We start from the raw sequence: 21,361 nt of genomic DNA on the forward strand, positions 1-21,361 counted from the left end.
TTGCCGGATTTACACCAGAAACCTCCCCAACCCCCAAAAAGTTTCGCCTGCCGCCTACCTCTTTAGCTCTTAATAATCCGGCCAAACCTTTGCTCCAGAACACCAACCATCAAAAAACCCCTGCTTCCAACTGGAAAAACAGGGGTTAACAAGGCTAGCCTGTCGAGTCCGCACAGATTGCTCTGCCCGGACCCAGGTACTGGGATCAGCCTTTTTTCCGGTTCGCCAAAGCGATGCCCAGGTAGTTGTCGTAGGAACCTTCAGCGACACGGAACCAAGGCACGATCGCGTCACGAAAGCCCATGTAGTCGTCGTGAATCTTCTTGAACATGGGATCCTTGTCGCAGAATTCCTTGTACAAAATATTGGAGGTCTTGAAAGCCTCGTCCATCACATCACGTGGGAACGCTTTCAGGACAGCACCGCTGGCAATCAGACGACGCAATGCAGCCGGGCTTTGCGCGTCATACTGACAAATCATGCGTTCACCAGCTGCACGCGAAGCCGTTTCAATCAGGGCCTGGTATTGCTTGGGCAGTGCCTGGAAAGCGGCATCGTTCACGTACAGCGACACCTGAGCCGACCCTTCCCACCAACCGGGGTAGTAGTAGTACTTGGCCACTTTCTGGAAGCCCAGCTTTTCATCGTCCACGGGACCGACGAATTCCACGGCGTCCAGTGTGCCTTTTTCCAGCGATGGGTAAATATCGCCTGGCGGCACTTGCTGAGGCACCACACCCATGCGGGCCAGCACTTCACCGGCAAAACCGGCGGTACGCATCTTCAGACCTTTCAGGTCTTCCAGGGAATTGATTTCCTTGCGGTACCAACCGCCCATCTGGGTGCCGGTATTACCGAAAGCAAAGTTGATGATGTTACGGGTGGCGAACAGTTCACGCAGCAGCTTGGTGCCGTTGCCTTCCTGCATCCAGGCATTCATCTGACGAGCGTTCAGGCCAAATGGCACCGCTGTGTCAAAGCTGAAAGAAGGATCTTTACCGTAGTAGTAATACGAGGCCGTCTGACCACATTCGACCGTGCCATTGCTAACAGCGTCCATCACACCAAAACCGGGGACGATTTCACCCGCAGGGTACAGACGGATATTGAAGTTGCCATCGGAGGCTTCCTCAACCATCTTGCAAAACGCCTGGGCAGTCGAAAACAGAGCCGGGGTAGCGGGACCGTAAGTCGAGGTCAGCTTCCAGTTAATCTTGGGATTGCTTTGGGCAATAGCAGGGGCAGCAACAGCGGCGGTACTGGCTACGGCGCCAAGACCTGCCTTTTTCAGAAACGAGCGACGCTGCATGAATAACCTCCTTGTGGGTATTCGACGAAAATGGGGAAATATTTTTATGCTATGGATAGTACACTGGCGCGCCCCGAATGGGGTGCGGTGAAAGCCCGGATTATCCCGCAAATTCGGCCTTATCTTGCCGGGCCTTTGACCTGGAGCCTATGCCAGACACTGCCTGCAACACGGCCTGAACCACAAATAACTCCGAATTCAGGCCATCATCCTCTTGTCGCTGACGGGCCGCTTGCCTGAGCCAAGACATCACAATCTGGCCAGGCACTCCAGACAGCAGCTATCAGGAACCGGCCACCGACATCTGTTCAATCAAGATGGAACCCGTGCGCTTGGAACCGGCGGCAAAGGTATCGGCACCCACAGCCACAATCTGCGCGAACATCTCGGCCAGATTGCCCGCAATCGTGACTTCCTCGACCGCATGCTGAATACGGCCATTCTCCACCCAGTAGCCAAAGGCACCCCGCGAGTAATCGCCTGTCAGGTAATTAATGCCCTGGCCGATCAGCTCGGTAACCAATAAACCACGGCCCATTTTCTTCAACATGGCCTCCAAATCGTCCTCGGGACGGGTCAGACGCGAGCTAAGCAGCAAGTTGTGCGAACCACCGGCGTTCCCCGTAGAGGGCATACCCAATTTACGACCTGCGTAGGAGGACAAGAAATACCCTTTCAGCTCTCCGCCACGCACAACATCGCGGTCGCACGTACGTACCCCTTCCGAGTCAAACGGCGCACTGCCCATAGCGGCCGCCAAATGCGGGCGCTCCAGCACATCAATGTGTTTGGCCATGACAGACTTGCCCAGCGAGTCCAACAAGAAACTGGTCTTGCGATACAGGGCCGACCCGCTGGTGGCCTGCACCAGGGAACCAATCAAGCCTACCGCCAGCGGAGCTTCAAACAAAACCGGATAGCGGCCAGTAGGAATACGGCGGGCCGACAGACGCGACAAGGTACGCTCGGCCGCGTAACGGCCAACCGACTCGGGACTGGCCAGACGGAAAGGATCACGCGAGCTGCTGTACCAGTAATCGCGGTGCATATGATCACCCTTGCCGGCAATGGGGCTGACACTGAGCGAATGACGGCTGTAGGGATAGCCACCCAAAAAGCCGCGGCTGTTGCCCATCACAAAGTGCCCTTCCAGCGTATCGACCGATGCACCTTCGGAATTGCTGATCAGTGGGCTTAGTTCCAGCGCGGCTTGCTCGGCACGGATCGCCAGCTTAGTCGCCTGGTCGGCATCCAGCATCCAGGGGTGATGCAAGTGCAGATCGGGATAGCTCTGGGCCAACATGTCTTTTTCAGGGAGACCGGCGAACGGATCTTCAGCGGTATAGCGGGCAATATGCCAGGCCGCTTCCACCGTTTCACGCAGCGCCTTGACTGAAAAGTCCGAGGTCGAGGCCGAACCACTGCGCTGGCCTGCGAACACCGTCACACCCAAGGAGCGGTCTTGCGTCTGCTCTACCGTTTCCAGTTCCATCTGGCGCACCGAGACGGCCAGACCTTTGTTTTCTGAAATATCGACGGCAGCATCACTGGCGCCCAGTTTTTTGGCATGCCGCAGCGCCTCGTCTACCAATTCGCAAAACTGGAACTGATTGGCACTGATCGACAATTGGGAAATAGTTGGATGACTCATTGCTACTCTTTGAGGGTTAGGCGGTTATCATAGCCAATTGGCGACAATCTTTGCTATTTCACTTCTATGGCCCGTCCACGCACTGAAATCGATGAAAACGGTTACGACCGCCCCAGCAAATCGCAGGTAAAACGCGAAATGCACGCTCTGCTTGACCTAGGCAAACGCCTGATCGAGCTCTCGGACGACCGACTCAAACAACTTGATCTAGGCGAGTCCTTAATGGCCGCCATCAAGGATGCCAAGCGCATCAGCCCGACGGCCCGTGAAGGACGCCGCCGTCAAATCCACTATGTGGGCAAGCTGATGCGCAATGTGGATCCCGAACCGATCCTAAAGCAACTGGACGTCTGGGAAAACGGCTCCAAGGAAGACACCCGTGCCATGCACAGGCTGGAAGCGCTGCGCGACCTGTTGTTGCGTGATGACGACGCTCTGACTGAATTCATGAATGAATTTTCCGGCGCCGATATCCAGCAATTGCGCACCCTGATTCGTGCCGCACGCAAAGAGGCGGAGAAAAATGCCACACTGGTACAAGGCCAGGATCCACAGCGCAAACACTACCGCGCCCTGTACCAGTACATCAAGACCTTGGTAGATCTTTCGGAGTCCGCATGAACCCGCTGCTTGAGTCGATTGAAATTGAAACCGGTGCCAATCCCCAGCATGCCGTTATCTGGCTACATGGTTTAGGTGCCGACGGCCACGATTTTGCCCCTATCGTGCCAGAGCTGGGCCTGCAAAACGCCCCCGCTATCCGTTTCATTTTCCCGCACGCCCCCATCCAGCCCGTCACCATCAACGGCGGCATGGCCATGCGTTCCTGGTACGACATTTATGTAGCTGACCTGGTACGTCACGAGGATGAAAGTGGACTGCGTAAATCTCAGATCGAGGTGCAAAACCTGATTGCACGCGAAAATGCCCGTGGCATTCCTACCGAAAACATTGTGCTGGCCGGTTTCTCGCAAGGCTGTGCCATGACCTTGCAAACCGGACTACGCTTGCCCGAACGTCTGGCCGGCATGCTCTGTCTGTCCGGTTACCTACCTTTGGCCGCAGCAGTAGAAAACGAGCGCCATCAGGCCAATCAAAACACACCTATTTTCATGGCGCATGGCAACATGGACCCAGTTGTACCGCTGACCCGTGCCGAAGCCAGCCGTCAGCAGCTGGAGGCCATGGGCTATCAGGTGCAATGGAATGTCTACCCCATGCCCCACGCGGTTTGCCCGGAAGAAATCAGTGCGATTGGTCACTTTCTGAAGCAGGTACTGCGCTAATCAGCTCACAAGAAAAAAACGCCGCTGCAATCACAGCGGCGTTTTTTCTTGATTCAGCTTTTTATTGATACACCCGAGCGATACGCTCCTGCCATCTCTTTTCCCGAACCAGCACCCCATCCTCCTTTAGCACCCGCGTAAATGTCAGGTAGAAATAAGACTCATCGGACTCGATCCGGGCTTGGGCGGACATATCGATCTCCCGCCCCTGGATGCTAAACACATTGCGCCGATCGCCCTGATAGCGCGCCTTGGCGGGTGCAGCGTCGTTGACCTCCCAACGATACATTTCCTCGGAACGGTATAAATTGTCATGCAACACCCAGCTAAGCTCGTTGCTAGTCGTAAAGATCGCATCACCCGTCTCTTCGTTACGAACGCTGCTGAATACAGGACCGTCGCCATCGATAGTGCGACCAAAGGGAGCCGCTTCGCTAGCCTGGGGTGGCGACATGATGCAAGCCTGCGTGCCCTGCTCCCGCACAGGCACCACCGGCAAATCCACCCAGGTATCAACCCCCGGAAACAGACTGGTGACACCCGCCGTCGGGCTGGGCCAGACCATGGGAAACTGCGCATTGCTTACCGCCAAACGAATGCGATGGCCTGGCTTGAAACGCCATGTGGTGAAGTGAATGGAGGTCTCCAGGTTGGTCGCCTCACCCGGCACCAAGGCCTGAGGCTCCAGACGCGAAACACGCTGAGAGGGATTGATGATTGCCCCGCTGACCAAAGAAACCTGCCCATCGGGGGCCACATCTTCCAGCCGTACCGTCCATTGATAAAAAGGCGCATCAGCCGCTACCTTCAGGCTTACCTTGGGCATGCCCATGATTTCCATGGCCTGGCTCAAAGGTGCGGAATCATAAACCAGGCTATGGGCATCGTCGGCTGACATGTCCCCCGTCTGCTCGCCCCACCAGCCGCCCCCCGCCAAACCCGCTCCGGCCTTGTAAGGTAAGGTCTGGGCCAAGCCTGAGGCAGGAGCAATAGCCTCCAGTTGGTGCCCGGCTTGAGGATGCAGGCGTTCAGTCCTCGCGCCCTCCACGGGCCATTGCGAATCGCAGCGCCAATAACCAGGCACGGTTTGCCGATCTGTAGCCGGAGCATGGCCGGTACGCATAAAGGCCATCCGGCGGGGTTCATCCAGAATCCCGGTATCTATATCTTTAAGCCAGTAGTCCCACCAGCGCACCGCCTTCTCGCGCCACTCATAATTCGGGCCAGGTACACCATACTCCGGCCAGGCATGGTTCCAGGGTCCCATCTCCACAATCACAGGGGCTTTCGAGGTCCGACTGACATCCAGCGCAAAATCGCGATAACCATCCAGCAAGCCACCAATCAAATAGGCCGGCACTTCCAAAGGCTGCTTCTTGAAGGCCAGAGACTCGGCGCGCCAGAAATCGCCGTCCTGCTGTTGACGCAGCCAGGTAAAAATCCAGGGCTCGCGGTCAAAACGGTTCTTGAAGTACTCCTGATCAATCCGATACTCCGGACTTTGCGGCATGGCGTTATCGGTATCAATCTGGTGCGCATAGGAGTCGATATGCAAGGCACCATCAATATAGTGAACGTCGTTGTAGAACAGATCGGTAGAACCGTGTGCCGCAATAATGGCCTTGAGTGCAGGCGGTTTTCTGTGTGCTGTCATCAAGGAATTGAACGCACTCCAGGACAAGCCATACATACCCACCTTGCCGTTGGACCAGCTCTGGCGGGACAGTTGATCAATCAGCTCCTGGGCATCTGCAATCTCGGCAGCGGAATATTCGCTGACAGGGACCGGGCCAGTACTACCTCCCGTGCCACGCACGTCGACCCGCGCCACCACATATCCCCGCTTGGCAAAATAAGAGCCATACTCGTAGTCACCCAGCGCAAAAAAATCGTCCTTGCGATAGGGCAGCATTTCCAGAATGACTGGGAAGGTTTCTCCCGGTGCTTTGGCCAACGGTCGGTAATACGTCACCGCCAGGCGCACGCCATCCCGCATTTCCAAGCTGTCGTTCTCCAGGGAGAACTCGTAATGGTTTTTTTCTGACGACATCGTTGTCTGCCCGGAACAAGCCAGCAGACCGCCAATCAAGAACAAACCAAGCAGCCATCGCTGCACAGCAGCCAGATTCAATCGCATCATTGTGTCCCCGGTATAAAGTGCCGTCGGTGTTGAGCACCATCCATTGATGTGGCGGCAGCCGCGCTCAAACGCTGTGCTGCCTGCCATCACGAGCGCATCATAGTCCCGACACCGTTGAGTGAGTCGGGACATTAGGGGCACAATTAAACGGGTATTTCCCTGACAAACGGATTGAGCTGTCTGTGCTTAATCCGATCGACGCGTCTCACCCAGGTCCAACCAGACACGCCGCATACTGGGGTCCTCCGGATCCGCATCGTTCTGAAAACCCAAGCGCTTCATCAAGGCTTGCATAGGCGAGTTGGAAGCCAGCACATAGCCATCGATGTAGGTCAACCCTTGCTCGGCAGCGGCCTGGATCAGCGCCTCCATCAAGATCACGCCCAGACCGCGCCGCTGCCAGGCATCCCCTATCACCAGGGCATATTCCGCCCCCCGGCCATCGCCATTACGAAGATAGTGGGCAAAGCCAATAATCTCGTCACGGGGATGGTTACGGTTATCAGGATTGGGCGAACGCACGGTAGCAATCAGCGCCAGTTCCCGGTCGTAGTCGATGCGGGTGTAGCGGGACAGCATGCGTGGTGTCAGTTCGCGCAACATGGACACAAAGCGCATGTAGCGGCTTTCGTCCGACAGGCCGCGCATAAAGGTCTGCAGGGCCTCGGCATCCTCGGGGCGGATGGGGCGCAAGGTCCAGCGCTGTCCGTCCTTGAACTGACGCCGTTCAATCATGTTGCGCGGATAAGGATGAATCGCCATGTGACGATAGCCGGCTGTCTCAGGCAGCACCAGCATGGACTGCTTGCTCAAGGAGATCGAGATACTCTTGATGTACAGGCTGTTCTCACCCGCCATAATGGGATCGAGCACCACACGACGCACGCCGGGCAGCTCACTCATCAAGTCCGACAAACGCTCCAGCACCTGCAACAACTGCGTCAATACCAAGGGCGTCAATTGCGAGGAAAGGCTCTTGCGCCACAAGGGACTACGCTCGACCAATTGGCGCGCCAGATAACGGTTCAAGGGTGGCAGTTCCACCGCCGGATAGGACGAAGAAAGCCAATCCGCGTGATCGGCCCCACCAAAGACCGCATAAGGACCCAACTTGTCATCGGTTTCAAAGCGCAGGCCCATGGGCGGAACATCGGGATCAGGTTCACCCTGATCGTGTGTCACACGCAAGTCGACAACCGGCACGTGAAAGTAGCGCAGCAAATCGCGACACTCCTGCTCGCTGGCCTCGCGGCGCTCGCTTTGAATCTGGCGCACCAATTCACGGGCAGGTTCTACTTCCGGCAAGGTGCCCAGCGGCAAAGGCGGCAAGGTCTGCTGCGACAAGTGCTGGTTGTAGTGATAGCGGGCCAGCAAGTCGAACGCATTGGCTGCGGTATCCGGAGTCCGGAAAGCCGGCGTCCCCACCCCATCGAGCAAATGACGCAAGGGCCGCATATCCGCATCCCCAATCAAACACGTGATGATGGGCTTGCGAGCACTGGCCGACAACATGGCCAACTCACGCGATACCGCCGGCATATCGGCCAAAGGGTCCGGGGTCAACAAGACCAGCACCCCGTCAATATCCTTATCGTCCAGCAAGGTGGAAATGACCGAGTCGATACGCATGGGCGTCAGTGGTACATAGGTCACCACTGGATTCTGAACCTGATCGCCAGGGGCCAGCAGGTTGTCCAGCGCCCGCTGGGTCGAGGGCGAGAGCTCTGGGCAAGTCACTGCCGCATCCGAACCCAGAACATCCAGGGCCATCTGCGCCGCACCGTTCCCATTGGAAAACAAAGCAATACGCCGCCCTTTGGGCCGACGGGTATAAACCAGCACTTTCAGAGCCGAGAACAACTGCACAAAGTAACGAATGCGCACCGCCCCCACGCGTCGCATCAAGGCATTGAATACCGCCTCGTGGGCCTCGCCTTGCTGACGCTGGCCGCCTACCTTCAAGACCACCACCGGTTTGACCGCCGCCACCGCGTGCAAGGCACTGGTGAAACGGCGGGACGCGGGCGTATGTTCCAAATACAGCGCAATACTGTCCGTGCGCGGGTCCATGGCCAGATATTCCAGCACCTCGGGCACATCGATAACGGCCTCGTCCCCCACCGACACAATCGCAGAGAAACCCAGGCTGACATCTTCGGCCCAGTCCATCAAGGCCGAGGTAATGGAACGCGACTGAGATACCAGAGCCACACGGCCCGCCAGTGCCATTTGTGGCTCGTGACTTAAATTGATGCCCAGATGCGGCCGCTGTATTCCAAAGGCACGTGGCCCCAATATCAGACAATTATTAATGCGGGCCCAGGAGCGCGCATACACCATGTCTTCCATGGGATCGCGGGAGGCCAGGTTCGAGGGCAGGAGCAGGACCACACGGGGTTTGTGTACCCGGATCGCATCCAGAGCCTGCGGCAAACGCACCGGCTCAATACAAACCAGCGCCAGATCCAGGCGCTGTGTCTCCGTCAATCCTTCCAGACGATCCGGCACTTGCACTTGCGTGGCGGTTATACGAGCCTGCGTGATCCGTCCAGCCAATCGGGCTGGCACCTCTTTGAACAGAGGCATAGGCAAGGTGGAGACGACCAACACCGAACGGGGCTCAAACAATGCTGTCAGACGATGCCTTAGGGCTGCCATGATTGTTCCGCCATAAGAAAACCACACACCAAAATAATGAATCCCCTCATCTTAAGCACAGCTGTCTACAAATAAAAGAGACTAGGCCAGCTATCTCTGTCTTGCATCATGCCGTCAGTTTTTACCCTGGAGCAGGCCGTTCATATACTTTCGTATAGAAACCATACGCCAATGCCTGGGGAAAAACGGCTCAAAGCCAGTCGCAAAACGGCTTGCAAACCGTAAAATAACATTCGTTCGGAAAGCAGGAACGTTCATTTCCTCTGACAGGAAAAACACACTATGTCCAACGACGACAGTCGAAGAAACAGGCTGCACAGGCCCCTCAGACACACCTGATCCGCTCGGTTGTCTGCTGATAGGGCTTGCGCAGCACGATCAGGAGTCAACCATGCACCGCATTATTCATACTGGACCGATTCGGACCCTGAGCTCATCGGGTTCGCATCTTGCCACACATTGCCCACGCGAGCGCACTGCCCCCAGTCGCCGTCCCGCTCTTGCCTGGCGTATCAACACGGCCAGTCACAAGCCAGAAATTCACTGGATTGCAGACAGTGACAAACCACCCTCAGCGCGAGTGTGGCGCTACAGCTTGCCCAGCCACTAAACGCTGGCCTGACGCCAACTAAATCCGCTTGTTCTTACCTGTAGTCTGCCGACCCTCAAACCGGTCGGCAGGATCTGCTGCGTCCATCTCTTGGGATGGACGGCACAGTCACGCCTGTACCCCAGGAGCATTACCATGAGCATTCAACAACACCGTTCGCCACTGCGTTCAGTGGACAACGACGCCAAGCTGCGTACGGCCACCGAAACCGGGCTTAGCCTGGAGACAACCCTGGCCGCTGTGCAAGCCAATCTGAACGGCCTGACCGACGCCCAGGCCTTGAGCCGCCTGACCGAATACGGCCCTAATGAGGTCGCCCGGGACAAGCCTGCCCACGCCCTGGTTCAATTGGCCCTGGCCTTCAAGAACCCCTTTATTGCAGTGCTGATGGTGCTGGCTGCGGTCAGCGCCGTCACTGACATCATCCTGCCCATACGCTCAGGCGAAGAGGTGGACTACACCGGCGTGCTGATTATTGTGGTCATGGTCACCTTGAGCGGCCTGCTGCGTTTCTGGCAAGAGTACCGTTCCGGCAAAGCCGCCCAGACCCTGAAAGCGATGGTGCGCACCACCGCCAGCGTACAACGACGCGCTACCGTGTCCAGTGCCACGGTCATACGCGAAATCCCCATGAGCCAGATCGTGCCCGGCGATATTGTGCGCCTGTCGGCTGGCGACATGATCCCGGCAGACCTGCGCCTGATCGAGTCCCGCGACTTATTCGTCAGCCAGGCTGCCCTGACAGGAGAAGCCCTGCCTGTTGAAAAGTACGATGTCTTTAGCGCCGTCAGCAGCAAGAGCGCCTCTGCTTCCAGCTCCCAGGCCGGTGTGCTGGAACAGAATAATATGTGCTTTATGGGCACCAACGTGGTCAGCGGTACGGCCACGGCTGTGGTTGTAGCCACCGGCGCCAAGACCTATTTTGGTTCGCTGGCCAAGGCCATTGTGGGTTCACGCGCCGAGACCTCGTTTGACCGGGGCGTAAACAGTGTTAGCTGGCTGCTGATTCGCTTCATGCTGGTCATGGTACCCATCGTGCTGCTGATCAACGGTTTCTCCAAAGGCGACTGGACCGAAGCATTCCTGTTCGCGCTGGCCGTTGCCGTCGGCTTGACCCCTGAAATGCTGCCCATGATTGTGTCCTCCAACCTGGCCAAAGGTGCAGTCGCCATGGCCAAGAACAAAGTGGTGGTCAAACGTCTGAACGCAATCCAGAACTTTGGTGCCATGGACGTGCTGTGTACCGACAAGACCGGCACCCTGACACAAGACCGCATCATTCTGGAACACCATCTAGGCCTGGATGATCGCAACAGCCCACGCATTCTGGAACTGGCCCTGCTCAACAGCCTGCACCAAAGCGGCGTGAAAAACCTGATGGATCAGGCGGTGCTGCGCTTTGCAAAGCAAACCCCCTCTGCCTTGCAAGCTATTGGTTCCTACCGCAAGATCGACGAACTGCCTTTTGACTTTGTACGTCGCCGCCTGTCGGTTGTCGTACAGAATCCGCAGGGCGAACAGTTCATGGTCTGCAAAGGGGCGGTGGAAGAAATGCTTAGCATTGCCACCCACGTGCAAGAGGGCGATCAGCGTTTGCCACTGGATACCGAGCAGCGCGCCCGTCTGCTGAAAATGGCCTACCGCTACAACTCGGACGGCTTCCGTGTCTTGCTGATTGCCACTCGCCGTATTCCCCTCGAACAGGCCAAAAACCGTTACGAAGCCCAGGACGAACGCGAGATGACCGTGCAAGGCTTGCTGACCTTCCTGGACCCCCCAAAGGAAAGTGCTGCCCAAGCGATTGCCGCCCTGACCGAGCACGGTGTGGCCGTGAAAGTCCTGACCGGCGACAACGAAATCATTACCGCGAAAATCTGCCGTGAAGTGGGCCTGGCACCCGGCAAGCCTTTGCTGGGGCCTGAAATCGAGCTGATGCAAGACCCCGATCTGCGTTGCGCTGTCGAGCGTCACTCGGTTTTTGCCAAGCTCACTCCGCTGCAAAAATCGCGTGTGCTCAAAGCGCTGCAGGCCAATGGGCATACCGTCGGTTTTCTGGGTGACGGCATCAACGACGCCCCCGCCCTGCGCGATGCCGACGTGGGGATCTCGGTTGATAGCGGCACGGATATTGCCAAGGAATCGGCAGACATCATCTTGCTGGAAAAGAACCTGCTGGTTCTGGAAGAAGGCGTGATCAAAGGCCGCGAGACCTTTGGCAACATCATCAAGTACCTGAACATGACGGCCAGCTCCAACTTTGGCAATGTGTTCTCGGTGCTGGTGGCCAGTGCTTTCATTCCCTTCCTGCCCATGTTGGCCATCCACTTGCTGATTCAGAACCTGCTCTACGATATCTCACAACTGGCTTTACCCTGGGACCGCATGGACAAGGACTTTCTGCGCAAACCCCGCAAGTGGGATGCCAAGAATATTGGCCGCTTCATGATCTGGATTGGCCCGACCTCGTCCATTTTTGACATCACTACCTTTGTCTTGATGTGGTACGTGTTTGGGGCGAATACGCCTGAACTGCAATCGCTGTTCCAGTCCGGCTGGTTTATTGAAGGTTTGCTGTCGCAGACACTGGTTGTTCACATGCTGCGTACGCAAAAAATCCCCTTCATCCAAAGCACGGCGGCCCTGCCTGTGATGCTGATGACCTTCCTGATTGCCGCTGTCGGCATTTACCTGCCCTTTTCCGGTGTGGGAGCCATGGTTGGCCTGCAGCCTTTGCCTTGGGAGTACTTCCCTTGGCTGGTCGGCACCTTGCTGGCGTACTGCCTGGTCGCACAGGGTATGAAAATGCTGTACATCCGCCGCTTTGGCCAGTGGTTCTAAACCTGACAGGTCTGGGCTCCCACCCGTCCTGTCGGGAGCCCAGACCTGGATAGGCAATCAGATACAAGTCCAGGTATATGATGACGACACGAAAGATACGATCCTGCTGCCTGCCCCCACACGAAAGACATGAAACTACCTTTTAGCGTCTTGTCGAGCAAAACCTACCGCGCCTTGGCCCTGACCGGCATTTGCATCTTGATGGCGTTGGTCTTTATTGCCGATACCATCACCAACTACGCTATCGCCGCTGCGGTCTTTCATACTCCGCTGCTGCTGATAGCAATTCGTTTTCTGTCGGCCCGACAAGTCATTACCCTGGCAAGTTTCAGTATGGTGCTGACCGTGGTCAGCGTCCTGTTAACCCGTGCGGGCGACTACGAGGTGGGTCTGATCAATACCGGAATCAGCCTGGTTGCCATCGCCATCACCACGTATCTGGGACTCAAGCTCAAATCCGTGCAGGCAGCCGCACATGAAACGCGCGAACATTTGCTGCGCTTATCCCGTTTGACCACGCTGGGCCAGCTCAGTACCTCCATTGCCCATGAGGTCAGCCAGCCCCTGGCAGCCATCAACAGCAGCACCGGTGCCTGCCAGCGCTGGCTGCAAGCCTCGCCGCCAAATATAGAGAAGGCACAGGCTGCCGCACAGCGGATTGCGGACGACGCCCAACGTGCCAAAGATGTACTGGACCGGGTGCGCAGCATTACCCGCAACGAAGCCCCAACCAGCAGCGCTTTTGATTTGAACCTGGCCTTAACGGAACTACTCAAGCTGTCAGATGGCGAGATGCGGCGTCAGCATATTGATCTACGCCTGGCCTTGCAATCCGATCTGCCCCAGGTCTTTGCCGATCGGGTTCAGATTCAGCAAGTGATGGCCAATTTGCTGCTCAATGCCATCGAGGCCCTGTCACCCGCCTCGGACTTTCATGCGGCTCGTATCACGATAGAAACCCGCCTCTTGCCCGGCGATAAACCGCAAACCAGCAAGGTGCTGTTTTCCATTAAAGACAATGGCCCCGGCTTGTCGGACACGCTGTTACCCCAATTGTTTGATACGTTCTGGACCACCAAGGCTACCGGTCTGGGCCTGGGCCTGACCATCAGCCGCAGCATTATTGATGCCAATAACGGCCATATCTGGGCCACTGACCAAGCTGATGGCGGTGCTGCCTTTCATTTCACCTTACCTTTGGCGCCATGACAGATCATCTGGACTCTTCTCTGAACACGCCCACGGTCTACATCATTGATGATGACCCCTCCATTCGCGCCGCCCTGGACGACTTGCTGGCCAGCGTGGGGGTGAACGCACTGAGCTTTGCCTCTACGCGGGATTTTCTGGCGCATCCCTTATCTGACGCCCCCGCCTGTCTGGTGCTGGATGTGCGCATGCCCGAGCAAAGCGGCACGGACTTTCATTTACAGATGGAGTCGCGCGGGCTGCACATGCCGGTCATCTTTATTACGGGCCACGGCGATATTCATATGGCGGTCAAAGCCATCAAACACGGGGCCTGGGATTTTCTGACCAAACCTTTCGGGGATCAGGCCCTGATTGACGCCGTGCAATCGGCTTTGGCCGCGGATGCGCAACGCAAGGAACAGGCCAAAGCCCAGATGAGCTTGCAGCAACGCTGGGACAGTCTGAACGCGGGCGAACGTGATGTGTTTGTACGCGTGGTGCAAGGCCTGCTGAACAAGCAGATCGCTGCCGAGCTGGATGTGAAGGAGGTCACAGTCAAAGTGCGACGTGCCCGCGTCATGCAGAAAATGCAGGCCGCTTCTCTGGCGGAGCTGGTGCGCCAGTTCGATCAGCTCAATACGGAAACAGGCCAGTAGGACACTTCTGCGCGGTGATTCTTTCTTAGTTGACGCGCTGGGTTAAAATACGCAGATTCGGTCCCGTATGCGGGCTTCCCAAGGTCAAGGCCACACACAAGTTATGAGCACGTCTACTTCCAACGTCATCCGTACCCGTTTTGCCCCCTCGCCCACTGGTTATCTGCACCTGGGCGGCGCGCGCACCGCACTGTTTTCCTGGGCTTTTGCCCGTCATCATCAAGGCTCTTTTGTGCTGCGCATTGAGGATACGGATCTGGAGCGCTCTACCCCCGAGGCGGTGCAAGGCATTCTGGATGGTATGCAATGGTTGGGCCTGGATGCGGACGAAGGTCCGTTCTACCAGATGCAGCGCATGGATCGTTACCGCGAGGTCATCGCCCAGTTGCTGAAAGACGGCCATGCTTATTACTGCTACAGCAGCCCCGAGGAAGTGGAAGCCATGCGCGAGAAAGCGCGTGTTCAGGGTTTGAAGCCTCGTTATGACGGCACCTGGCGTCCTGAGGCCGGCAAGCAATTGCCTGCCATCCCGGCGGACCGCAAGCCTGTGGTTCGTTTCAAGAGCCCGCAGTCCGGCGCAACCAGTTGGGACGATATGGTCAAGGGTCGCATCAGCTTTGATAACAGCGAGCTGGACGATCTGGTCATTGCCCGTCCTGACGGTACCCCTACGTACAACTTCTGCGTGGTGGTGGACGATTGGGACATGGCAATCACTCATGTGATTCGTGGTGATGACCACGTGAACAACACGCCACGTCAAATTGTGATTTTGCAGGCCTTGGGCGCGACTTTGCCCGAGTACGGCCATGTGCCCATGATTCTGGGCCCGGATGGCGAGAAACTGTCCAAGCGCCATGGTGCGGTCAGCATCATGGATTACGACAAGGACGGCTATTTGCCTGAAGCCATGGTCAACTATCTGGCTCGTTTGGGCTGGAGCCACGGCGATGACGAGCTGTTCACCCGCGAGCAGTTGGTGGAATGGTTTGATACGCGCAGCCTGAGCAAGTCGGCTTCGCAGTGGGATCCCAAGAAGTTAAACTGGGTAAATGCCCACTACATCAAGGCCAGCGACAATGCGGATCTGGCCGAGCGCGTGGCTCCCCGTATTGAAGCCTTGGGAGGCAAGACCGACGGGCAGGATTTGCCTGGCATCATGGGTTTGTTAAAAGACCGCGCCGAGACCTTGAATCAACTAGCTGAAGGTGCCCTGTTATTCTGCCGTCCTTTCGAGCCTGCCAGTGATGAGCTGCTGGCCGAGGTGTTGACGCCGGAAGCGCGTGTCTTGCTGCGTGATTTTGCCAGCAAGGCAATCAGCTTGCCACAGTGGAATACGGAGAATCTGGCTGCTTTGATCAAGCAGGTTCTGGCCGATCACGAGGTAAAAATGCCCAAGCTGGCAATTCCTTTGCGTGTCGCTGTGACAGGACAGAAACAAACGCCTGCGGTAGATGCGGTGCTGGCTCTGGTTGGACGCGATAAGGTTTTGGGGCGTTTGGCTGGGCTGTAAACATTATCGCCAAGTGCTTGAAGGGCATCTCATTCGAGGTGCCCTTTTTGTTTTTATCGCTTTTTATCGTTCGGTCCGTATCGCCAGAAAATGCAAGACAGCTACCGGATTCACACTCCCCCTTGTTGGGGGCCAGCCGCCCACACAGTAAAACCATTGAAATGATGCCCCATACACTTGCCCTCGCCCCAAGGCTATGGGAAGCACTCAAACAGGCGCATTCAGGTGGCTGACTTCAACCGTGGCTTCACCTTTGTCACTGCTGGCCCAGACCGTGCCGTCCTGAACATTCAGATTGATGGTCATGCCACGCTCGGCCAGAGCGGCTAAAGCATCGGTCCCCGCGGCATCCAGCGCATAAACCTGTATATTGCGAGCGCGGCTGATCTTGTCCTTGATACCACTCCACCAGACGGACACATTGCGGCCATAGGCCAATACCGTCACTTTTTCAGCACGGCCACTGGCTTTGATCAGACGTCTATCGTCCGGCAGGCCCACTTCCAGCCAATGCAACAGATTGCCGCCCAGATCATGCTCCCACAGGGCGGGTTCATCCGAGTCGCTTAGCCCGCGTGAGAAGCTCAAGGCGTCATCCGCTTGCGCATACAAACCGTAAGCCAGCAAACGCACCATCAGCCGCTCTTCGGTCTCGGAGGGATGACGGGCCAGCGTCAGGGTATGACTGCCGTAGTAGGCCCGATCGTTATCGGCCACATTAAGTTCAGCTTTATAAATCGTTGCGCGCAGAGCCATGGAGCATCCAGCAAAAGAAACAGACAAAAAACTGGCCGCCCCCAGGACGGCCAGGAATCATTCAAACCGCCGCAATCAGAATGGCAGGCGGTAGCCAGGCGACATTCTGGTCAGGCGATAAGTCGTACCACTTTGATCACGCAGCACCAGATTGCGGGCTGTCAGGGTGACGATGTTGTAGTGGTTTTCGTAAATCGGGTCGCCCGGCTCGGTGATGACCCCATTGGATTCTTGCGTGTGGATCTGCAAGTCATTGCCCTTGCGTACCCAGCAACCGCTTTCGTTCAAACCTTGCGACGGCTTGTTGGGGCGTTTGACCTGTTCGGTGTACGCCATGGACCCATCGGCCTGCAGGGTGAACAAGGTACGCAGCTCGCCAACCACGCCTTTTTGGCGGTGCTTACTTAACCAGTTACCAGCCAGTTGATCTCCAGCCGCAGCGGGCTGACATGCTGGATGAACAGGTTTGGCAGGAACAGTTTGTGCAGCAGGCTCGGGAGCTGGCGCCTTTACCGCGCAGGCGCTCAAAAAAACGGTCGCCAGCACAGCAACCCAGCAAGTGCGTCGCAAGATATTCGCCTTCGTCATAAAACCCCGTCTTTCATGCTTTTATACCGACCCACCGCAGGTCGGCGAATCCTGTTTATTCTACCCGAAGGCGCTTGTATTACCCCATAACAAGATGCTTCAAAGTGGCAAAGGCAGGCGGGTCACATTCTTGATCTCGCGCATGGCCACAATCGTGCGGGTTTGGCGCACACCCGGCATATTGAACAAGAAGCGGTGCAGGAAATCGTCGTAGGACTCGGCGCTGGGCACCATGATCTTCAGCAAAAAATCCGCATCACCGGTCACGGCGTGGCATTCCAGAATCTCGGGCGCATCGCGTACGGCACGGATGAAGTTATCGACAATTTCACCCGAATGACGGTCCAGACTGATCTGGGTAAACATGCAGCTTTGCAGGCCCACCTGACGCCGATCCACGCGCGCATAATAGCCCTGGATGACCTTGTTTTTTTCCAGGTTCTTGATGCGCCGCCATACGGGCGCAGTGGACAAACCCACCTGCTCGGAGACCTGCTGAGCCGAGGCCCGACCATCCAGCTGCAAGGCATCCAGGATTTTTAAGTCAGTTTTATCCATATTTAAACATTTACGAAATGAACATTTCAAAGAATAGGGAATACACGCAACTATAACGCAAAAAAAAGCGAGGACAGACTCTCTATCATGATCTCTATCTGGAGGTTTCATCATGACGCAGTCCGTCGACACTCAATACAAACTAAGCGACAACCTGACCGCCCAATCAGGACGCATCTTTTTAACTGGCACACAGGCCCTGGTGCGCATGTTGCTGACCCAGGCTCGCCTGGATAAAGAGCACGGTTTGAACACCGCCGGTTTTGTTTCCGGCTACCGTGGTTCGCCACTCGGTGGCGTGGACATGATCATGTGGAAGGCCCAGAAGCATCTGGACCAGGCCAAGGTCCGTTTCCAACCTGCTATTAATGAGGACCTGGCTGCTTCCATGATTATGGGCACCCAGCAAGCGGGCGAGCGTGACGACCGCACTGTCGATGGCGTGTTCTCCATGTGGTATGGCAAGGGCCCCGGTGTAGACCGCGCGGGCGATGCCTTGCACCACGGCCATGCAGCCGGTGCGTCCCAGCACGGCGGCGTCCTGATGATTGTGGGTGATGACCACGTGGCCTCGTCCTCGTCCATCCCTCACGCCAGCGAACAATCCCTGATCGCCTGGGGCATCCCGGTGGTCAACCCCAGCTCTGTTGAAGAATACGAGCGCTTTGGCATTTGGGCTTGGGCCTTGTCGCGTTACTCCGGTTCCTGGGTAGCCTTCAAAGCCATTACCGAAACCGTGGAAAGCGGCCGCTCTTTCGAGATCACCCCTTTGGATGATCTGGCCCCGGCCTTGGCCGACAAGCAAGGCGGCAAACACCCCTACGACCCCAGCAAATTCCTGACGCCATCCATGGAAGGCACTCTGGATGCCCGCCTGGATAGCGTGCGCGAGTTTGCCCACAAGTACAGCCTGGACCGCATCCTTGAAGCGGCACCTGATGCGCGTATCGGTATTGTGTCTACCGGCAAAGCCACACTGGACACGCTGGACGCACTGCAACAGCTCAGCAGCCTGAAGGATCTGCCCGCCATTCGCCATCTGAAAATCGGTTTGAGCTGGCCAGTTAACCCGCAATCGCTGAACGATTTTATTGAAGGTCTGGACCACGTTCTGGTCATTGAAGAAAAAGGCCCGATCATTGAAGACCAGTTAAAGAACCTGCTCTTTAACCGTGCCCAGCGCCCCACTGTGTCGGGCAAGCGCGATATTGAAAATGAAGTACTGATTCCTGCTGATGGTCAGCTCAGCCCTGCCCGTGTGGCCGTGGGTCTGCGTCGCTGGCTGGGCCATCACGCCAATGTGCAATTGCCTGCCTGTACGGTGCAAAACCTGGCACCGATTGACACCAATGGTCTGACCCGCCGCCCCTACTTCTGTTCAGGCTGCCCGCACAATACCTCCACCAAAGTGCCCGAAGGCAGCCAGGCCATGGCCGGTGTGGGTTGTCATTACATGGCGACCTGGATGGACCGCAAAACCCGTGGTCTGACTCAAATGGGTGGTGAAGGCACGGACTGGGTGGGCCTGTCCCCCTTTATCCAAACGGGCCACATGTTCCAGAACATGGGTGAAGGCACCTACTTCCACTCTGGCTATCTGGCGATTCGGCAGGCCATTGCCGCCAATGCCAACATTACCTACAAGATTCTGTTCAACGATGCCGTCGCCATGACAGGCGGGCAGCCCGTTGACGGCCCGATCTCTGTGCCCCGCATTTGCCAGCAAACCATTGGGGAAGGTGCCCGTCGTGTGGTCATCACCACCGATGAGCCCGAGCGCTATCGCGGTGTCAGCCTGCCTGCCGGTGTGGACGTTCATCATCGTCGTGAGCTGGATCGCTTACAGCGCGAACTGCGCGAAATCCCAGGCGTCACCATTTTGATTCACGACCAGACCTGTGCGGCTGAAAAGCGCCGTCGTCGTAAAAAGAACGAGTACCCCGACCCTGCCCGTCGCCTCTTTATTAATAAGGCGGTCTGCGAAGGCTGTGGGGATTGCGGTGTGCAATCGAACTGCCTGTCTCTTGTGCCTGCTGAAACGCCCGAGGGTCGCAAGCGTCAGATCGACCAGTCCAGCTGTAACAAGGACTACTCCTGCGTGGACGGTTTCTGCCCCAGCTTTGTGTCGGTGATGGGCGGAGCCCTGCGCCGTGGTGATCAAAACGGTCAGGCCGATATGAAGGCCCAGTTACTGGCCAAGCTGGACACGCTGCCGCAAGCTGCCATTCAAGCTCGCGACTGCAATGTGATTGTGGCCGGCGTGGGGGGGACGGGTGTGATTACCATTGGTGCGGTGCTCTCCATGGCCGTGCACCTGGAAGGTCGCTCCAGCTCCGTGCTGGACATGACAGGTCTGGCGCAAAAAGGCGGCACAGTCATCAGCCACATTCGTCTGTCAGCCAACAAAGAGAACACAGGTGCCGTGCGAGTAGATCCCGGCCAGGCCGACCTGGCCATTTTGTGCGACGTGGTGGCAGCCGCCCACCCCAATGCCCTGTCTTGCCTCCGTCCTGGGCATACTCACGCCATCATCAACGAATACCTGGCCCCTACCGCCGAGTTCACCCGCAACCCCGATGCCCCGCTGGATGCACAGCACTTGCTGAGTCAATTGAAGGCCACCGCTGGCGAGAACCAGGTACGTTCTTTCAATGCTCACCAGGCCGCCACCCTGCTGTTTGGCGATAGCCTGCTGTCCAACATGCTCCTGATGGGCATGGCGTGGCAGCAAGGCTCCCTGCCCGTCAGCAGCGCGGCGATTGAACAGGCCATCCGCCTCAATGGTGTGGCTATTCAAGCCAACCTGGATGCCTTCCATTTGGGGCGCGTACTGGCTCACGACGAAAAAGCATTGGTCAGCCTTTTGGCTCCAGCCGCTCAAGTCGTAACCTTGCAGCGTCGTGAAACGTTGGAACAAATCATGCAGCGCTGCACCAGTAGCCTGGAGCAATACCAGAACGCCGCCTATGCCCAGCGCTTTTCCAGCACCATCCATGCGCTGCGTGAAGCCGAACAAAAACTGCGTCCTGGCCAGCGTCCTGTCTTGACTGAAAAAGCCGCGCGCAGCTTGTACAAGCTAATGGCCTACAAGGATGAGTACGAAGTGGCTCGCCTATTTAGCTCGCCCGCGTTCCGCCAGGATCTGGAACAGCAATTTGAAGGTAACTTCTCCTTGCGCTTTCACTTCGCACCGCCTTTACTGGCACGCCGTGATCCGGCCACAGGTCGCCCACGCAAGATCACCTTGGGCCCCCGCACGGCCACCTTGCTGCGCTGGATGGCCAAAGGCAAAGGTCTGCGCAACACACCGCTAGATCCCTTTGGCTACACCCATGAGCGCCGTATGGAGCGTCGCTTCTGGCGCGAATACCAGAGCCTACTCAACAGCTTGAGCAAGAATCTGGATCAGACCAACTACGCCACGGCATTGGAACTGGCCGAACTGCCCCAACAATTGCGCGGCTTCGGTCCCGTGAAAATGGAGTCAGCCAAGCAATACGAAGCCCGGTTCGCGGAGTTGACGCAGCAATTGAAAAACACAGGTCTGACAATTCAGGCGGTTCCCGCCTAAGCCTTGCCCGCTACGACTGTCGCAACCATTAACCTG

At 56.9% G+C, this 21,361-nt stretch carries 15 protein-coding genes; 8 read left to right on the forward strand and 7 right to left on the reverse strand.

Going from position 1 to position 21,361, the window contains the following annotated elements; genetic code table 11:
* Window positions 1-205 precede the first annotated feature (205 nt).
* Window positions 206-1,309 carry a TRAP transporter substrate-binding protein gene (locus tag OKX01_RS15640; RefSeq protein ID WP_094197716.1) on the reverse strand — a complete coding sequence of 368 codons (1,104 nt, stop codon included), beginning with the start codon at window positions 1,307-1,309 and terminating at the stop codon, window positions 206-208.
* A 283-nt stretch (window positions 1,310-1,592) separates the two neighbouring features.
* Window positions 1,593-2,960, reverse strand: coding sequence for a metalloprotease PmbA (pmbA, locus tag OKX01_RS15645; RefSeq protein ID WP_264672049.1), 1,368 nt, complete (start codon window positions 2,958-2,960; stop codon window positions 1,593-1,595).
* Between the two features lie 66 nt (window positions 2,961-3,026).
* On the opposite strand from pmbA, the gene yjgA reads away from it, so the two are divergent.
* On the forward strand, window positions 3,027-3,581 hold the full coding sequence (yjgA, locus tag OKX01_RS15650; RefSeq protein ID WP_094197718.1) for a ribosome biogenesis factor YjgA: 555 nt from the start codon (window positions 3,027-3,029) through the stop codon (window positions 3,579-3,581).
* Window positions 3,578-4,246, forward strand: coding sequence for an alpha/beta hydrolase (locus tag OKX01_RS15655; protein WP_094197719.1), 669 nt, complete (start codon window positions 3,578-3,580; stop codon window positions 4,244-4,246). Before yjgA ends, OKX01_RS15655 begins: the two co-directional genes overlap by 4 nt.
* Window positions 4,247-4,307: 61 nt before the next feature.
* On the opposite strand, the gene OKX01_RS15660 is transcribed toward OKX01_RS15655, so the two are convergent.
* Together OKX01_RS15660 and OKX01_RS15665 are read right to left on the reverse strand one after the other, a co-directional pair.
* Window positions 4,308-6,386 carry a CocE/NonD family hydrolase gene (locus OKX01_RS15660; protein ID WP_264672050.1) on the reverse strand — a complete coding sequence of 693 codons (2,079 nt, stop codon included), beginning with the start codon at window positions 6,384-6,386 and terminating at the stop codon, window positions 4,308-4,310.
* Window positions 6,387-6,572: 186 nt separating this feature from the next.
* Window positions 6,573-9,044, reverse strand: a complete 2,472-nt coding sequence (locus OKX01_RS15665) for a GNAT family N-acetyltransferase (protein ID WP_094197720.1) — start codon at window positions 9,042-9,044, stop codon at window positions 6,573-6,575.
* A gap of 391 nt (window positions 9,045-9,435) precedes the next feature.
* Here OKX01_RS15665 and OKX01_RS15670 point away from each other — a divergent pair, with 391 nt between their 5' ends.
* The 5 genes from OKX01_RS15670 (at window position 9,436) to gltX (ending at window position 15,852) form a co-directional block, all read left to right on the forward strand.
* Entirely contained in the window at window positions 9,436-9,654 is a 219-nt protein-coding gene (locus OKX01_RS15670; RefSeq protein WP_264672051.1) for a hypothetical protein, read from the forward strand.
* Between the two features lie 135 nt (window positions 9,655-9,789).
* A complete protein-coding gene (mgtA, locus tag OKX01_RS15675) occupies window positions 9,790-12,492 on the forward strand; it encodes a magnesium-translocating P-type ATPase (protein ID WP_125277696.1) in 2,703 nt (900 codons plus the stop codon).
* Window positions 12,493-12,621: 129 nt separating this feature from the next.
* Window positions 12,622-13,701 carry a sensor histidine kinase gene (locus tag OKX01_RS15680; RefSeq protein WP_264672052.1) on the forward strand — a complete coding sequence of 360 codons (1,080 nt, stop codon included), beginning with the start codon at window positions 12,622-12,624 and terminating at the stop codon, window positions 13,699-13,701.
* Window positions 13,698-14,339, forward strand: a complete 642-nt coding sequence (locus OKX01_RS15685) for a response regulator transcription factor (RefSeq protein WP_094197722.1) — start codon at window positions 13,698-13,700, stop codon at window positions 14,337-14,339. The genes OKX01_RS15680 and OKX01_RS15685 overlap by 4 nt, the downstream gene beginning before the upstream one ends.
* 103 nt (window positions 14,340-14,442) lie before the next feature.
* A complete protein-coding gene (gltX, locus tag OKX01_RS15690; protein ID WP_094197723.1) occupies window positions 14,443-15,852 on the forward strand; it encodes a glutamate--tRNA ligase in 1,410 nt (469 codons plus the stop codon).
* A 207-nt stretch (window positions 15,853-16,059) separates the two neighbouring features.
* On the opposite strand, the gene OKX01_RS15695 is transcribed toward gltX, so the two are convergent.
* From OKX01_RS15695 to OKX01_RS15705, 3 genes are all read right to left on the reverse strand, one after another.
* Complete coding sequence (locus OKX01_RS15695) at window positions 16,060-16,608, reverse strand: YaeQ family protein (protein WP_094197724.1); 549 nt, start codon at window positions 16,606-16,608, stop codon at window positions 16,060-16,062.
* 75 nt (window positions 16,609-16,683) lie between these two features.
* Window positions 16,684-17,178, reverse strand: coding sequence for a hypothetical protein (locus tag OKX01_RS15700; protein ID WP_230019277.1), 495 nt, complete (start codon window positions 17,176-17,178; stop codon window positions 16,684-16,686).
* 117 nt (window positions 17,179-17,295) lie between these two features.
* The gene (locus tag OKX01_RS15705; protein ID WP_009460635.1) at window positions 17,296-17,754 is read right to left on the reverse strand and encodes an Lrp/AsnC family transcriptional regulator; all 459 of its coding nucleotides are present in this window, start codon (window positions 17,752-17,754) and stop codon (window positions 17,296-17,298) included.
* A gap of 112 nt (window positions 17,755-17,866) precedes the next feature.
* On the opposite strand from OKX01_RS15705, the gene OKX01_RS15710 reads away from it, so the two are divergent.
* Window positions 17,867-21,325: an indolepyruvate ferredoxin oxidoreductase family protein gene (locus tag OKX01_RS15710; RefSeq protein ID WP_125277694.1), complete on the forward strand. Its 3,459-nt coding sequence runs from the start codon at window positions 17,867-17,869 to the stop codon at window positions 21,323-21,325.
* The last annotated feature ends 36 nt before the right edge of the window (window positions 21,326-21,361 follow it).

Source organism: Alcaligenes sp. SMD-FA, assembly GCF_025960365.1.
GTDB classification, from domain to species: Bacteria; Pseudomonadota; Gammaproteobacteria; order Burkholderiales; family Burkholderiaceae_B; genus Alcaligenes; species Alcaligenes aquatilis.

Coding starts and splice junctions, on each gene's coding strand:
- OKX01_RS15640 (WP_094197716.1), bottom strand. CDS start 1,309: ATGCAGCGTCGCTCGTTTCTGAAAAAGGCAGGTCTTGGCGCCGTAGCC.
- pmbA (WP_264672049.1), bottom strand. CDS start 2,960: ATGAGTCATCCAACTATTTCCCAATTGTCGATCAGTGCCAATCAGTTC.
- yjgA (WP_094197718.1), top strand. CDS start 3,027: ATGGCCCGTCCACGCACTGAAATCGATGAAAACGGTTACGACCGCCCC.
- OKX01_RS15655 (WP_094197719.1), top strand. CDS start 3,578: ATGAACCCGCTGCTTGAGTCGATTGAAATTGAAACCGGTGCCAATCCC.
- OKX01_RS15660 (WP_264672050.1), bottom strand. CDS start 6,386: ATGATGCGATTGAATCTGGCTGCTGTGCAGCGATGGCTGCTTGGTTTG.
- OKX01_RS15665 (WP_094197720.1), bottom strand. CDS start 9,044: ATGGCAGCCCTAAGGCATCGTCTGACAGCATTGTTTGAGCCCCGTTCG.
- OKX01_RS15670 (WP_264672051.1), top strand. CDS start 9,436: ATGCACCGCATTATTCATACTGGACCGATTCGGACCCTGAGCTCATCG.
- mgtA (WP_125277696.1), top strand. CDS start 9,790: ATGAGCATTCAACAACACCGTTCGCCACTGCGTTCAGTGGACAACGAC.
- OKX01_RS15680 (WP_264672052.1), top strand. CDS start 12,622: ATGAAACTACCTTTTAGCGTCTTGTCGAGCAAAACCTACCGCGCCTTG.
- OKX01_RS15685 (WP_094197722.1), top strand. CDS start 13,698: ATGACAGATCATCTGGACTCTTCTCTGAACACGCCCACGGTCTACATC.
- gltX (WP_094197723.1), top strand. CDS start 14,443: ATGAGCACGTCTACTTCCAACGTCATCCGTACCCGTTTTGCCCCCTCG.
- OKX01_RS15695 (WP_094197724.1), bottom strand. CDS start 16,608: ATGGCTCTGCGCGCAACGATTTATAAAGCTGAACTTAATGTGGCCGAT.
- OKX01_RS15705 (WP_009460635.1), bottom strand. CDS start 17,754: ATGGATAAAACTGACTTAAAAATCCTGGATGCCTTGCAGCTGGATGGT.
- OKX01_RS15710 (WP_125277694.1), top strand. CDS start 17,867: ATGACGCAGTCCGTCGACACTCAATACAAACTAAGCGACAACCTGACC.